Source organism: Pseudomonas silensiensis (assembly GCF_050434865.1).
GTDB lineage: Bacteria > Pseudomonadota > Gammaproteobacteria > Pseudomonadales > Pseudomonadaceae > Aquipseudomonas > Aquipseudomonas fluorescens_W.
This window is the reverse complement of sequence record NZ_JBNDJH010000016.1, coordinates 17,716-32,678: the sequence shown is the minus strand read 5'-3', so window position 1 is coordinate 32,678 and position 14,963 is coordinate 17,716. Positions and strand designations below refer to the sequence as shown.

General features: G+C 59.5%; 15 protein-coding genes. 6 read left to right on the top strand and 9 right to left on the bottom strand.

Annotated elements, in window-relative coordinates:
- Positions 1-162: 162 nt before the first annotated feature.
- From ureE to QF010_RS21755, 5 genes are all read left to right on the top strand, one after another.
- Positions 163-663 (top strand): urease accessory protein UreE, encoded by a 501-nt coding sequence (gene ureE / locus QF010_RS21775; protein WP_429533930.1) that lies wholly within the window; start codon positions 163-165, stop codon positions 661-663.
- Positions 660-1,334, top strand: coding sequence for an urease accessory protein UreF (locus tag QF010_RS21770; protein ID WP_429511247.1), 675 nt, complete (start codon positions 660-662; stop codon positions 1,332-1,334). The genes ureE and QF010_RS21770 overlap by 4 nt, the downstream gene beginning before the upstream one ends.
- 36 nt (positions 1,335-1,370) lie before the next feature.
- On the top strand, positions 1,371-1,985 hold the full coding sequence (ureG, locus tag QF010_RS21765; RefSeq protein WP_008157381.1) for an urease accessory protein UreG: 615 nt from the start codon (positions 1,371-1,373) through the stop codon (positions 1,983-1,985).
- 35 nt (positions 1,986-2,020) lie between these two features.
- Complete coding sequence (locus QF010_RS21760; RefSeq protein ID WP_429533929.1) at positions 2,021-2,593, top strand: HupE/UreJ family protein; 573 nt, start codon at positions 2,021-2,023, stop codon at positions 2,591-2,593.
- 98 nt (positions 2,594-2,691) lie between these two features.
- Positions 2,692-3,825, top strand: a complete 1,134-nt coding sequence (locus QF010_RS21755; protein ID WP_429533928.1) for an AGE family epimerase/isomerase — start codon at positions 2,692-2,694, stop codon at positions 3,823-3,825.
- 119 nt (positions 3,826-3,944) lie between these two features.
- Here QF010_RS21755 and QF010_RS21750 read toward each other — a convergent pair whose 3' ends face one another.
- The 9 genes from QF010_RS21750 to amaB form a co-directional block, all read right to left on the bottom strand.
- Complete coding sequence (locus QF010_RS21750; RefSeq protein ID WP_429533927.1) at positions 3,945-4,712, bottom strand: SDR family oxidoreductase; 768 nt, start codon at positions 4,710-4,712, stop codon at positions 3,945-3,947.
- Between the two features lie 144 nt (positions 4,713-4,856).
- Positions 4,857-5,225 carry a hypothetical protein gene (locus QF010_RS21745; protein ID WP_429533926.1) on the bottom strand — a complete coding sequence of 123 codons (369 nt, stop codon included), beginning with the start codon at positions 5,223-5,225 and terminating at the stop codon, positions 4,857-4,859.
- Positions 5,226-5,442: 217 nt separating this feature from the next.
- Positions 5,443-6,159: an ABC transporter ATP-binding protein gene (locus tag QF010_RS21740; protein ID WP_033055571.1), complete on the bottom strand. Its 717-nt coding sequence runs from the start codon at positions 6,157-6,159 to the stop codon at positions 5,443-5,445.
- Positions 6,156-7,031, bottom strand: coding sequence for an ABC transporter ATP-binding protein (locus QF010_RS21735; RefSeq protein ID WP_033055570.1), 876 nt, complete (start codon positions 7,029-7,031; stop codon positions 6,156-6,158). Before QF010_RS21735 ends, QF010_RS21740 begins: the two co-directional genes overlap by 4 nt.
- Positions 7,028-8,311, bottom strand: a complete 1,284-nt coding sequence (gene livM, locus QF010_RS21730) for a high-affinity branched-chain amino acid ABC transporter permease LivM (RefSeq protein WP_033055569.1) — start codon at positions 8,309-8,311, stop codon at positions 7,028-7,030. Before livM ends, QF010_RS21735 begins: the two co-directional genes overlap by 4 nt.
- A gap of 3 nt (positions 8,312-8,314) precedes the next feature.
- Positions 8,315-9,229, bottom strand: a complete 915-nt coding sequence (locus QF010_RS21725; protein ID WP_008153375.1) for an ABC transporter permease subunit — start codon at positions 9,227-9,229, stop codon at positions 8,315-8,317.
- Between the two features lie 170 nt (positions 9,230-9,399).
- Positions 9,400-10,533, bottom strand: coding sequence for a branched-chain amino acid ABC transporter substrate-binding protein (locus QF010_RS21720; protein WP_033055567.1), 1,134 nt, complete (start codon positions 10,531-10,533; stop codon positions 9,400-9,402).
- A gap of 364 nt (positions 10,534-10,897) precedes the next feature.
- Positions 10,898-12,181: an L-pipecolate oxidase gene (amaA, locus tag QF010_RS21715; RefSeq protein WP_033055565.1), complete on the bottom strand. Its 1,284-nt coding sequence runs from the start codon at positions 12,179-12,181 to the stop codon at positions 10,898-10,900.
- Positions 12,182-12,338: 157 nt separating this feature from the next.
- Positions 12,339-13,829 (bottom strand): L-piperidine-6-carboxylate dehydrogenase, encoded by a 1,491-nt coding sequence (amaB, locus tag QF010_RS21710; protein ID WP_008153370.1) that lies wholly within the window; start codon positions 13,827-13,829, stop codon positions 12,339-12,341.
- A 174-nt stretch (positions 13,830-14,003) separates the two neighbouring features.
- On the opposite strand from amaB, the gene QF010_RS21705 reads away from it, so the two are divergent.
- Positions 14,004-14,912, top strand: coding sequence for a LysR family transcriptional regulator (locus QF010_RS21705; RefSeq protein WP_046044812.1), 909 nt, complete (start codon positions 14,004-14,006; stop codon positions 14,910-14,912).
- Positions 14,913-14,963: the final 51 nt, after the last annotated feature.

Here is a 14,963-nt window from a genome sequence, read left to right as displayed (position 1 = left end):
GCATCAATTTGGTGCCGCTGAAAAATCCTCGCACCATTCCAGCTCAGAATTCTGCAACGTCCTGAAGCACTTGCTGAGCTCCGACAGGCATTTCCTACTCTTAGCTCGATTGGCAAGCCCCTTGCTCTAGCCTAAGCATTGTCCATTGCTGGAAGCCTTCCGATGCTGGTGATTCATCGCAGAATCGACCCTCAACCCGTCTGGGCCGCCGAGCTGCACCTGACCTTCGAAGCCCGGAGCAAAAGCCGTTTGCGCTGTTTCAGTGCCGAGGGTGAAGACGCCGGGTTGTTTTTGGAGCGCGGTCAGCCACCGCTGTACGACGGCGAGTGCCTGCAAGCCGAAGACGGGCGCATCGTCCGCGTCTGCGCCCGGGCCGAACAACTGCTGCACGTCACCTGCGCCAATGCTTTCGAACTGACTCGCGCGGCCTATCACCTCGGCAACCGCCACGTTGCCCTGCAAGTCGGTGATGACTGGTTGCGCCTGCTCGACGACTACGTGCTCAAGGCCATGCTCGAACAGCTGGATGCCAAGGTCGAAAACATCGAAGCGCCGTTCCAGCCGGAACACGGCGCCTACGGTGGCGGCCATCACCATTCGCGCCACGGCGACGAAGACTTCAACTACCCGCCGAAACTGCACCAATTCGGCGTGCGGCTATGAACCCAGCCTGGGCGCTGTTGCGCCTGGCCAGTCCGCAGTTGCCGATTGGCGGTTACAGCTATTCCCAGGGTCTGGAAATGGCTGTGGATAACGGCCGCGTCAACGACTCCAATAGCGCCCGGCGCTGGATCAGTGATCAGTTGCTGCTGAACCTGGCGCGTTTCGAAGCGCCGTTGCTGCTCGCCCATTGCGTGGCCGCCTCTGATGAAAACTGGGGTGAGTTGCTGCAACGCTGCGAAGAACATCGCGCCAGCCGGGAAACCCGCGAGCTGCATCAGGAAAGTCGGCAGATGGGTTATTCGTTGCAGCAACTGCTCAACGGTTTGCCGGAGCTTGATGCTCCGGCCCGCGCCTTTCTTGAGCAACGTCCCGAGCCGCACCTGGCCCTCGGCTGGGCACTGGCCGCTCGCGCCTGGAATATCAGCCCGCAGGACGCACTGGCGGCGTGGCTCTGGAGTTGGCTGGAAAACCAATTGGCGGTGCTGATGAAAACCCTGCCACTGGGCCAGCAAGCCGCGCAACGCCTGACCAGCGAACTGCTGCCGCTGCTGCAAGAGGCTCAACAGAGCGCCACCCGAATCACCCCCGAACACTATGGCAGCGCTGCTTTCGGCCTGTCCCTGGCGTGCATGGCCCATGAGCGCCAGTACAGCCGTCTGTTCCGTTCCTAGGGCCTTTATTTGGGGCCTGTTATTTTGGAGAAGCACATGAACACACAACCTCTGCGCGTCGGCATCGGCGGCCCGGTCGGTTCCGGCAAAACCGCTTTGACTTTGGCCCTGTGCCTGGCCCTGCGCGACCGCTACAACCTGGCGGTGGTCACCAACGACATCTACACCCGCGAAGACGCCGACTTTCTGGTACGCAACGAAGCATTGGCGCCGGAGCGGATCATCGGCGTGGAAACCGGCGGCTGCCCGCACACAGCCATTCGCGAAGACGCGTCGATCAACCTCGAAGCCGTGGATCAACTGAACCGCCGCTTTCCGGGGCTGGACCTGATCCTTGTGGAATCCGGTGGTGACAACCTGTCCGCCACCTTCAGCCCAGAGTTGTCCGACCTGACCATTTACGTGATCGACGTCTCGGCCGGCGACAAGCTGCCGCGCAAGGGTGGGCCGGGGATCTGCAAATCCGACTTGCTGGTGATCAACAAAATCGACCTCGCGCCATTGGTGGGTGCGTCGCTGGAACTGATGGACAGCGACACCAAGCGCATGCGCAACGGCAAGCCGTTCGTTTTCAGCAACCAGAAAACCGGTCTCGGCCTGGAAGAAATCATCGCCTTCATCGAACGCCAGGGCCTGCTGACTGCGGCGTGAACACGATCAACTTTTATCAACAAGGAAGCTTATCCATGACACTAAAACGCATTCTGGGCGCCGTGGCCCTGCTGCTGACCCCGGCCATCGCCTTCGCCCACCCGGGGCATGGCGACAACGGTTTGATCGCCGGCATCAGCCACCCGGTCGGTGGCCTCGATCACTTGTTGGCGATGGTGGCGGTCGGATTGTGGGCGGCACAACAGAAAGGCGCTGCACGCTGGGCGCTGCCGTGCACATTCGTCGGCATCATGCTGATCGGCGGGTTGCTGGGGTTTGAAGGGCTGAACCTGCCGGCGCTGGAGAGCGGGATTGCGGCGTCGGTACTGGCGCTGGGTCTGGCGGTGGCGTTGGCTGTGCGTCCGCCGTTGAGCCTCGCCGTTGCGGCAACCGCGTTGTTTGCGTTGTTCCACGGGGTGGCGCACGGACTGGAGTTGCCGCAGATGTCGAGCCCTTGGGCGTATGCGGCGGGTTTTGTAGCCGCGACGGCTGCATTGCATGGCTTGGGTTATGCAGCCGTGCGGTTGTTGCCGCAAGCGGCGGCGCCGCTGGTTCGACTGGCGGGTGCAGCGTCGGCGGCGACTGGCGTGTGGTTGCTGGCAGGCTAAACGCCCAAAGATCGTTCCCACGCAGAGCGTGGGAACGATCGACGCGCGCTCTCTGCTAACATGTCGCGCAATCAACCCTGCCGTGACGACGCCAGCCAATGCCGCCTGTTTCCCGCTCCGCCTCCCAGCCTGAATTGACCGCTCTGTTTGCCTCAGTGCAACAGCACTTCCAGGACGTGATCGTGCCGCTCTGGCAAGGCCCCGGCTGGAATGCCGACATGGCGTTGCCCTTTGAGGCGCTGGACGCCGAGCACCAACCGCTGCCGCCCCAACGCTACCGGGCCATGGCCTGCGCACGGCAGCTTTACCTGTTTTCCAGCCTGATCGGCCAGGTACCGGCCGCCGAAGAGCGCGCCGCAGCGCTGTTCCGTTCCCTGCAGCAGCATTTCCACGATGCCGAGCATGGCGGCTGGTTCTACAGCGTCGACCCGCAGGGCGCGCCGCTGGATCAGCGCAAAGACCTCTACACCCACGCCTTCATCCTGTTCGCCTGCGCCCATTACTGGGACAAGGTCCGCGAACCGCTGGTGGAATCGGTGCTCAACGCCGTACTGGAAGTGGTCGCGCAGCGCTTTGCCACGGGCGACGGCCTGTACGAAGCCAGCCTCGACCGTGACTGGTCCTCGCTCGAGTCCGGGCCGCTGCAAAATCCCCTGATGCACTTGGCCGAAGCCTTCCTCGCCACGCTATCGGTGCGCAAAGACGTCGCCGTGCAAGACGCGCTCGTCGAGTTATGCACAGCCATGCAGAAGCGTTTTATCGACCCGCAACACGGTGTGTTGATGGAAAAACCGCTGGGTGCTGTGGATAACTGGTTTGAACCTGGGCATCAGTTCGAGTGGTATTTCCTGCTGGAATCGTCTTCGCTGCTGCGCGGTTCGACACTCCACACCTCTCTGGAACGCGCCTTTGCGTTCACCGAGCAACTGGGTATCGATCAACAGACCGGCGCCGTGCGGGCCATGCTCGACCTGCAGCCGAACGGCTCACCTCGGGACGCTACGCAGCGAATCTGGGCTCAGGCTGAATACCTGCGTGCCCTGACCTTGCGACCAGACAGCGAGCCTGCAGTGCTGCACCAGTTGCAGTCGTTGCAGCAGCGCTTCCTGCATGCGGGGGGCTGGTATGAGTGCAGGGACGAGAACGGTGACGTGACACGCCGCGACATGCCGTCGACCACGCCTTATCACTTGGCGACCTGCTATCGCGGACTGATCGAATATCTTCGCTGACTGAAAGATAGCTATCGCGGGCAAGCCACGCTCCCACAGGTTTTTTGTCGTTCGCGAAATGGCGATTCAACACAAATCCTGTGGGAGCGTGGCTTGCCCGCGATGGCCGTTACGCGGTCTTAAACCTTGGCATTACGCTCAATCGCAAACCCGCTCCACGTCTGGCTCACCGGCATCAGCTCCAGGCTGTTGATGTTGATGTGCGCCGGGGCATTGAGCACCCAGAAAATGGTGTCGGCGATGTCTTGCGGCTGGATCGGCTCGGCACCGGCGTAAGTCGCGTTGTAACGCTCCTGGTCACCGGCGAAACGCACCAGTGAGAACTCGCTTTCGCACAGGCCCGGCTCGATATTGCTGACCCGCACACCTGTACCTTGCAGGTCGCAACGCAGGTTCAGGGAGAACTGTTTAACGAACGCTTTGCTCGCGCCATACACATGGCTGCCCGGGTACGGGTAGTTGCCGGCGATGGAGCCGAGGTTGACGATGCCCGCGCCGCGACCGTGAGCGATCAGGCGGGGCAACAGCAGACGAGTGCTGTACATCAGGCCTTTGATGTTGGTGTCGACCATCGTGTCCCAATCGTCGAGGTTGCACTTGGGCGCCGGGTCAACCCCCAGGGCCAGCCCGGCGTTGTTGATCAGCCCGCGCAGTTTGGCGAAGGACGGCGGCAGGTTGGCGATGGCCTCCTCCATGGCCTTGCGATCACGCACGTCGAGCACCAGGCCATGGACCTCGGTCTGCTTCGACAACTCGGCGCACAGCGCATTGAGGCGCTCTTCACGACGGCCGGTCAGCACCAGTTTCCAGCCGGCTTCGGCAAAACGACGGGCGCAGGCTTCACCAAAACCGGAGGTCGCGCCGGTAATAAACAGGGTGTTGGACATCGTGTTCTCCTTGCTTCGGCTGATCGGCAGCCACTGGAATAGAAAATCAGCAGCCAGCATGCCCGGCCTTGCCCACAGCGGCAACTACCGCACGAGCTGTACAAAAAACGATCAACCGATGCCACGCCTTACCTGCCGTGGCTTTCAGCCATGTGCGCGCACCTTATCCACAGGCCGGTCCACAGTTTCCGGGGGCAAGTGGAAAAGCTGTAAGCCGCTGTGCACAAGGCTTTGCGGGCAAATTGGAAATTTTTTTGCTTGACCCTGGAACGCCGGCTGTGTAGCCCATGGCATTTTGCACGATTGGCCGGTCATACCGACGATGGCGCCAAGCCAGTAACTACGGCCTTCAGCCGAGTCTTTCCAGAGTTTAACCACAGACTTATCCACAGGCAGCCCCACTTCATTTCGGTCCGTTTTCGTCACCAACAAAAAGGTTGACAAAGCTCGCTCGCGGTCCCGCAAAAACGCCTGATCAAAAAACAACCACAACTCTGCAAGCCACGGTTTCAAAGGCTTTCAGCCAGCTACTCCCACGTTATTCACAGCCAGCTCCACAGCAAACGGGGACAAGTCAAAACCGTGACAAAACAACTATTTGCAGCGGCTTTATGTCGCGCTTTGAGAGCTTGTGAATATTGTTTTCCACAATTTCAAAAAAGCTTTAGGACCGGCATAAAAAAACGCCCTGACGTTGATTCGTCAGGGCGTTTTTTATCCACTCAGCCGTTTAGTGGCCGCCGAGATAAGCGTTACGCACTTCCTCGTTAACCAACAGTTCCTTGCCAGTGCCTGTGATGCGGATCTCGCCGTTGACCATCACGTACGCCCGGTCCGACAGTTTGAGGGCGTGGTTGGCGTTCTGCTCCACCAGGAAGATCGTCATGCCGGTTTTGGCCAGTTCCCGCAGCGTCGCGAAGATCTGTTTCACCACAATCGGCGCCAGCCCCAGGCTCGGCTCGTCCAGCAACAGCAGTTTCGGCCGGCTCATCAGCGCACGCGCGATGGCGAGCATTTGCTGCTCGCCGCCGGACATGGTCATCGCCCGCTGGGTGCGCCGCTCTTCGAGTCGCGGGAACAACTCGAACATGCGTTGCATGTCTTCCTTGGCGTACTTGTCACCGATAGGGATGGTACCCATCAGCAGGTTTTCCTCGACGGTCATGTCAGGGAACACCCGCCGTCCTTCCGGCGATTGAGCGATGCCGTTGGACGCGATGTAGTGGGATGACTTGTGAGTGATATCCACACCCTGATAGATGATCTCCCCGTCCGCCGCTCGCGGCTGACCGAAAATCGACATCAGCAGGGTCGATTTACCGGCTCCGTTGGAGCCGATCAGGCTGACCGTTTCACCTTCATTGATGTGCAGCGAGACTTTCTTCAGGGCCTGGATCGGCCCGTAGAACACATCCAGATCCTTCAGTTCGAGGATGGGTTTGCTCATAGCACCACTTCCTCTTCATCGGCGCCCAGGTAGGCCGCAATCACTTTCGGATCGTGTCGGATGGCCTCGGGGCCGCCCTCGGCGATGACGATGCCGTGGTCCAGCACCACGATGTGGTCGGAAATGCTCATTACCATGCCCATGTCGTGTTCGATCAGCACCACGGTCAGATCGTGCTCGTCGCGCAGCAGCCGGATCATCGCGCTCAGCGCTTCGGTTTCCTGAGGGTTGAGGCCGGCGGCCGGTTCGTCGAGGCAGATGATTTGCGGCCGGGTGCACATGGCCCGGGCAATTTCCAGACGACGTTGCTGGCCGTAGGACAGTTCACCGGCCAGACGGTTGGCGCAGTCCACCAGGTCCACCACTTCCAGCCAGTAGAACGCATGGTCCAGCGCATCGCTTTCGGCTTTGCGATAACCCTTGGTGTTGAGGATCCCGGCCAGCATGCTCCGATTGACCCACATGTGTTGGGCCACCAGCAGGTTTTCCAGCACCGACATTTCCTTGAACAGGCGAATGTTCTGGAACGTCCGCGCCAGGCCGGCACGGTTCACCAGGTGAGTGCCGCCGAACATCTTGTAATGCAGCCGGCTGATGAAGTTTTTTGGCGATACAAAATCTGTCGCCTTGAACGGTTCGCCCAGCATTTTGATGACATCGGTGCGCTCGCCACGCACGTTGAGTTCAATCTTGCCGCCCGAGGCCTTGTAGAACCCGGTCAGGCAGTTGAACACGGTGGTCTTGCCGGCGCCATTGGGGCCGATCAGGGCGAAGATCGAGTTGCGTTTGACCTTCAGGCTGACATCGTTCAACGCCTTGATGCCGCCGAAGTGCATCATCAGCTTCTCGACCGAGAGTACGACTTCGCTCATGGCGCTACTCCTTTACGCGGGGTCACACCGGTACGGCTGATCCGAATCAGGCCGCGCGGTCGCCAGATCATCATCAACACCATCAGGATACCGAACAGCAGCACGCGATATTCCGCGAACCCCCGCAGCAGTTCCGGGGCGACGGTCAGCACGAAGGCCGCAATCACCACGCCGATGGTCGAGCCCATGCCGCCGAGCACCACGATGGCGAGGATCAATGCCGATTCGAAGAAGGTGAACGAGGTCGGGTTGACGAAGCCTTGGTAGGTGGCGAAGAACACGCCCGCCAAACCGGCCGTCGATGCACCGATGGTGAACGCCGAGAGTTTGACCAGTACGTGGTTCAGACCCATGGAGCGGCAGGCGATTTCGTCTTCACGCAAGGCTTCCCAGGCGCGACCGACCGGCATGCGGGTCAAGCGGTGCTTGATATGCAACACGGCCAATACCACCAGGAACAACACCGTGTAGATGAAGTAGTACTTCACGTCCGGGTTGTAGGCGATGCCAAAGAACTCATGGAACGGTACCCCGCCCTCTTTTGCCCTCTTGCCGAACTCGATGCCGAAGAAGGTTGGCAACGGAGCGGCCATGCCATTCGGGCCGCCGGTCAGGGACAGCCAGTTATTGAGGATCAACCGGATGATTTCACCGAAACCCAGGGTCACGATCGCCAGGTAGTCACCGTGCAGGCGCAGTACCGGGAAACCGAGGATGCAACCGGCAAGGCCGGCGGTGATCGCCGCCAGCGGCAGCACCGTCCAGAAGCCCAGACCGAGGTATTGGTAACCGAGCGCCAAGCCGTAGGCACCGATGGCGTAGAACGCCACGTAACCCAGGTCGAGCAGACCGGCCAGACCGACCACGATGTTCAGCCCCAGGCCCAGCAGTACGTAGATCAGTCCGAGGATGACCACGCCCAGCAAGTAGGAGTTGGAGAAAAACGGGAACACCACGGCAACGACAATCAACACCGGAATGATCCAGCGCAACCGGCTTTTATAGTCCGGCGGCAGTACATGAACGCCGGAGCCGGTGCTTTCAAAGCCTTCAAGAATTTTCAGGCCCTTGGGGGTTTGCAGGAACAGGCTCAAGGCAAAGCGGCCGGCCATGACAATGGCGACAATCCACGCTACCCGGGTCGTTTCCAGGTTGAAGCCGTAGCCGTCGAGAACCACGCCGACAATCGGGCCGAACACAATCAGGGCCACCAGGCCGGCAAGAATCGCGTCAACCAGGCTTCTTTTGAGATCAATGGTTTTTTTAGTGGTTGAAGACATCGCTTACACCTTCGACACAAGAGGACGGCCGAGCAGGCCTTGAGGCCGAAAGACCAGAACAAGAACGAGCAGCGAGAAGCTGAAAACGTCTTTGTAGTCCGAGTTCACCAGACCTGAGAACAGTGATTCGGAGATCCCCAGAATAATCCCGCCGAGCATGGCGCCAGGCAGCGAACCGATCCCGCCGAGTACCGCGGCGGTGAACGCTTTGATCCCGATGACGAAGCCTGCGTAGAAGTCGAACGTGCCGTAGTTCATGGTGATCAGCACGCCGGCCAGGGCCGCCATCGCTGCACCGATGATGAACACATAGGAAATTACGCGGTCGGTGTTGATCCCCAGGATCGAAGCCATCTTGCGGTCTTGTTGGGTGGCGCGGCACATGCGGCCGAGCTTGGTGTACTTGATGACGTAGGTCAGCAGGCCCATCCCGACAAATGCGGCGATCAGAATGAAGATCTTGGTGTAGGTGAGCTGAACGAAGCCGCTCCCGACTTCAACTCGCCATGCACCGGTCAGCAGTGTGGGTACGCCTTGTTGACGGGCGCCTTGGGCGATCTGTGCATAGTTTTGCAGGATCAGCGAAATACCGATGGCGCTGATCAGCGGTGCCAGTCGTGTGGAGTTGCGCAACGGTTTGTAGGCGACACGCTCGATGACCCAGCCATACACCGCCGTGACGATGATGGTGAAGACCAGTGTGCCGAGCATCAGCAGAGGGAAGGATTCAATACCGAAGTAAGCCAGCAGAGCCAGACTGATCGCCGCGAGGTAAGCGGAAATCATGTAAACCTCGCCGTGGGCGAAGTTGATCATGCCGATGATGCCATAGACCATTGTGTAGCCGATGGCGATCAGGCCATAGACCGACCCGAGGGTCAGGCCGTTGACCAGTTGCTGCAGGAAAATACCATCCATAACGCAATCTCACGCATTTGAGAGACTGCACAGAAGCCGTGTACGACGGACCGGGGTTCAGCCACCGGCGCAACACGGTTGTGTGCAGCTCTACGAGAAAAGACAGGTACTGCACGGACATGTTGATTGATTGCCCGGCGCACAAGGTGCCGGGCAATCAGCAGGTCATATCACTTCTGTTTTTCCAGTTGGTGGTATTTGCCATCCTTGTCCCACTGGTAAACCACGTAGTCGGAGACTTTCAGGTCGCCCTTGGCGTCCCAGGTCTTCTCGCCCATCACGGTTTGGACCTTGTTGGCTTTCAGCCATTTGGCAGCGTCGTCGCCCTTGTTGGACTTGGCGCCATTGAAAGCAGCTGCGAGGGTCTGGACCGAAGCGTAGGCGTACAGGGTGTAGCCTTCAGGCTCGGTGCCTTTTTTGCGGAACTCGTCCACTACCGTCTTGCTGTCTGGCAGCAGGCGCGGGTCGGCGCCGAAGGTCATGTACACGCCGTCAACGTTCTGTGGGCCACCGGCGGTGGTCACCAGTTCGTCGGTCACGATGCCGTCATCGGACATGAACTTGACGTCTTTGAGGCCTTGTTCACGCAGTTGGCGAACCAGTGGACCGGCTTCCGGGTGCAAGCCGCCGAAGTAGACCACGTCGGCACCGGCCGCACGGATCTTGGTCACCACGGCGCTGAAGTCTTTCTCGCCGCGGGTCAGGCCTTCGTACAGCACCGGCGTTACGCCGCGCTTGACCAGTTGTGCCTTGGTGGCATCTGCCAGACCTTGGCCGTAGGTGTCTTTGTCGTGGAGGACCACGACTTTCTTGCCTTTGAGCACGTCGACGATGTAGTCGCCGGCCACAATGCCTTGCTGGTCGTCACGACCGCACATACGGAACATGGCAGCCAGGCCGCGTTCGGTAACTTGTGGGTTGGTGGAGCCTGGAGTGATCGCGATGATACCCGCTTCGTCGTAGATCTCCGAAGCCGGGATCGTCGAGGAGGAGCAGAAGTGACCGACTACGCCAGCGACTTTCTGGTTGGTCAGGTCCTTGGCGACCGTCACAGCCTGTTTCGGTTCGCAGGCGTCATCGCCTTTGACCAGTACGATTTTTTCCCCGTTTACGCCGCCCGCTGCGTTGACCGCATCGGCCGCAGCCTGTGCACCCTTCATGTACTGCTCGCCAAATGCCGCGTTGGCGCCTGTCATCGGTCCCGCCACGCCGATTTTCACATCAGCCTGTGCAAACGCAGAAACACCCAACGCAGTTGCCACTGCGAGGGCCAAAAAGCCTTTTTTGTAAAACGTCTGGGACATGAGGTGGTGCTCCAAGGTTTTTTTTTAGTTGGCACTGCGACTTCCTGAATGCTCAGAGCAAGGGCCGTGCCATCGGTTTTTTATTCTGAGAAAAGTCGCTGCTTTATTGTTATTTCGACTGTTTCGATCCCATTTTCATTGGGCGTGCAACCGTCTAAACCGCGGGAGGTGAAACCATTTATTTTTAAAGGCGCAACCCGCATGCGCCATCATTGCAACCGCGGCGCCAAACGACGTGCAACCAGCCTGTAACAACGTGCGTCACCGAAGTGCACACTGCTGGTGCGGAACTGCTACAACCCGCACCTTTTACAGGCTAGTCGCTGCGCGAAAAAGCGCCGCTTCCAGCAACAAATTTCAACAATCAAATAACGATCCGCAGGCACTGGCCTGCGTGATACAGCGAGAATCCGGCCTCGTACAGACAGCTGCGCAATCCCACACCCGCCAATGGCTGCATAGGCGCAAAGGGAATCGGCAGCGCTTGAGGATTTCCGTTACACAGATAATCGGCAAAGGCTTTGCCGACGACAGTGCCAGTAGTGACGCCCCGGCCGTTGTAACCGGTGACTGCCACTAAACCGGGCGCTGGCTCGAATAAACGCATCAAATGATCGGGGGTAAAGGCGATGCAACCGGTCCAGGTGCATTCCCATTCCACCGGTTTGAGATAAGGAAAATAGTGCTGCTGAACCCGGTCGGCCCAGGCCTTGAGAAACCAGGTCGGTTTCTGATTGCCATTACCGAGACTGCCGAGCAGCAGACGGCCGTCCTTATCCCGACGAACACTGCTGAGGACCTGACGGGTGTCCCAGGAACCCTGGCCACCCGGGAGAATTTGTTGCGCGGCCTCTTCGGTCAGCGGGACCGAGGCCACTTGATAGTAATAACCAGGGAAGAAGTTGCGCCGCAATTCCGTCCAGTCACCTTCGGTGTAGGCGTTAGAGGCAATCACGACTTGCTCGGCAAGCACCGAACCCTGAGCGGTTTGTACCGACCAGCGCTGGCCCTGACGTTCGAGTCGGGTCACCGGGGAATGGTCGAACAACTGACCGCCGAGACCGATGGCCGCTTTGGCCAGCCCCGTCGTGTAAGCCATTGGGTTGATCGTGCCGGCACGTCGATCAAGCAGCGCAGCGGCAATCTTTTTGGTGCCTGTTGCTTGTTCACAGGCTTTACCGGTCAACAGTTCCACCGGCGCGCCGCGACGTTTCCATTGTTCTTCACGACTGCGCAGGTCCGCTTCGCCACGGGCGTTGTGTGCCATGTGCAGCGTGCCTTCACGGCGAAGCTGGCAATCGATGTTGTACTTATCCACAAGGCTGAACACCAGGGACGGTGCCGCTCCAAGCATGCGATTAAGCTGACTGCCAACCGCCTCGCCGAAACCGGCTTCGATCTCGTCCGGTGGAATCCACATCCCGGCATTGACCAGCCCGACGTTGCGCCCCGAACCGCCATGACCGGCGCGATGGGCCTCCAGTACACAGACGCTTTTGCCTTTTTCCAGCAGATGCACCGCCGCCGACAGACCGGTGAAACCGGCGCCGATGACGCAGACATCCACCGTCACCTCACCCTTGAGCGCCGCGTTGTCAGGCCTTTGCGGCGTCAGTTTTTCCCACAGACACTCTTCGCGTAACGGCATTGCCAGACTCCAACAGAAACCTAACCAACACACCATTCAAAATGTAGGAGTGAGCCTGCTCGCGATTGAGGTCTATCAGTCAACATAGATGTTGAATGTTAAATCGCTATCGCGAGCAGGCTCACTCCTACAGGGGATCACTGCTCGACTTGAGGTATCAGTCGAAGGTAATGCCCTGAGCCAACGGCAATTCCAGCGAATAGTTCACGGTGTTGGTCTGACGGCGCATGTAGCCGCGCCATGCATCGGAACCGGATTCACGACCACCGCCGGTTTCTTTCTCACCGCCAAACGCCCCACCGATTTCCGCGCCGCTCGGGCCGATGTTGACGTTGGCGATGCCGCAGTCGCTGCCCACCGCCGACATGAACTGCTCGGCTTCACGTACGTCAGTGGTGAAGATGCACGACGACAGGCCTTGTGGCACGGCGTTGTTCAGGCGCAGCGCTTCGTCGAAATCCTTGTAACCGACCACGTACAGAATCGGCGCGAAGGTTTCGTGGCAAACCACATCGCTCTGCTCCGGCATTTCAACGATGGCCGGCGAGACGTAATAAGCGTTAGGGAATTTGTCTTCCAGTTGGCGCTTGCCACCGAACACCCGGCCGCCTTCGCTCAAGGCCTGCTCAAGCGCATCCTGCATGTTTTCGAAGCTGTGTTTGTCGATCAGCGGACCAATCAGATTGCCTTCCAGTGGATTGCCGATACGCACTTTGGAGTAAGCGGCTTTCAGGCGGGTGACGATTTCTTCTTTCACCGATTCATGGGCAATCAGGCGACGCAACGTGGTGCAACGCTGACCGGCAGTGCCGACGGCGCTGAACAGGATGGCTCGTACGGCCATGTCCAGGTCGGCGCTTGGGCCCAGGATCATTGCGTTGTTGCCACCCAGCTCCAGAATGCTGCGAGCGAAACGTGCGGCGATTTTCGGTGCCACTTCGCGGCCCATGCGGGTGCTGCCGGTGGCGCTGATCAGCGCGACACGCGGGTCATCGACCAGGGCTTCGCCAGCATCGCGACCGCCAATGATGACCTGGCTCAGGTGCGGCGGCGCGTCGCTGAAGTTCTTCAGTACGCGATCGAACAGCGCTTGGCACGCCAAGGCGGTCAGCGGAGTTTTCTCCGATGGTTTCCAGATCACCGGGTTGCCGCAGACCAGCGCCAGCGCGGTGTTCCAGGCCCAGACCGCCACCGGGAAGTTGAACGCACTGATCACGCCGACGACGCCCAGCGGGTGCCAGGTTTCGCGCATGTGGTGGCCAGGACGCTCGGATGCGATGGTCAAACCGTACAGCTGCCGGGACAGGCCGACGGCGAAATCGCAGATGTCGATCATTTCCTGAACTTCACCCAGACCTTCCTGAGTGATCTTGCCGGCTTCCCAGGACACGAGCTCGCCGAGATCGGCCTTGTATTCACGCAGGATGTCGCCCAGTTGGCGGACCAGTTCGCCACGGCGCGGGGCCGGGACCTTGCGCCACAATTCGAACGCATGATCTGCACGACTGATGTGCTGCTCGACTTCAGCGGCGCCTTCCCAGTTCACGGCGGCGATCTGGCTGCCATCGATCGGCGAATGCACCGGCACTTTGCCGTTCTGGTACAGGGCCGGGTTCACACCAAGACGATCAAGCAATGCGGCAACCATGGGTCACTCCTCAAGCAAAAAACAGAAAACGTGCAGCCGGATTGATTCGGCTGGTGAGGCCTGTAGTTTTAGCGCTCCCGACGTTACCCAACAAACGACCTTTAAGAGAGATATCATTCCGTTTATTCATGCTGCGAATTGCTGGTAAGAAAGAAACAAGAAAAAGGACAACCCATGCTGAATAAACGCTACTTGCCGTCGATCACCGCGCTGCAGTGTTTTGAGGCCGTGACCCGGCATTTGAGCTTCACCCGGGCGGCTGAAGAGCTGAACCTGACCCAGAGCGCTGTCAGCAAACAGGTCGCGCAACTCGAAGAATTGCTGCAGCACCTGTTGTTCCGCCGGGTACGCCGTCGCCTGCAAATGACCCCGGCCGGTGATTTGTACCTGGTGGAGGTACGAAAAATCCTCACGCAGGTCGAGATGTCGACCCACTACCTGCGCTCCTACGGCGGTGAAACCGAAGTCCTGCGCGTCTCGACGCCTCCGACCTTCGGCGCGCGCTGGCTAGTGCCACGCTTGAAAGGCTGGCGTCTGCGCCATCCCTCGATCCATCTGGACCTGTGCAGCGAACAGGAAGCCGACGATCTGCTGCAAGGTCGCAGCGACCTGGCGTTCTACTTCGGCCAGGGCTCACGCCCCGGCACTGAATGCCTGAAGCTGTTCGGCGAAGAGCTGGTGCCGGTCTGCGCACCCGGTAGCCTGCCGGACACGCCGTTCACCGATCCTACGCAACTCACCGACCTGGTCCTGCTGCAAAACGCCTCCCGGCCCCAGGCCTGGCACGACTGGTTCGACAGTCAGGGCTACCACACCGAACACAGCTACCACGGCCCGCGTTTCGAAACCTTTTATATGTGTATCCGCGCAGCCCAGGTCGGCTGCGGTGTAGCACTGTTGCCGCGGTTTCTGGTGGAAGAGGAATTGGCCGACGGCAAACTGGTCATACCCTGGCAGCACGCGATGCCGAGCACCGATGCCTATTACCTGGCGTATCCGGAGCATTCGGCGGAAGTGCCCAAGGTGCGGGATTTTGTGAAGTGGATGCTGGAGCAGATCGACAGCCCCACATCCACCGATTAACCCTCGTCGATACAAAAATCACTGGTAATTCCCACCACTGATATGCGCCAC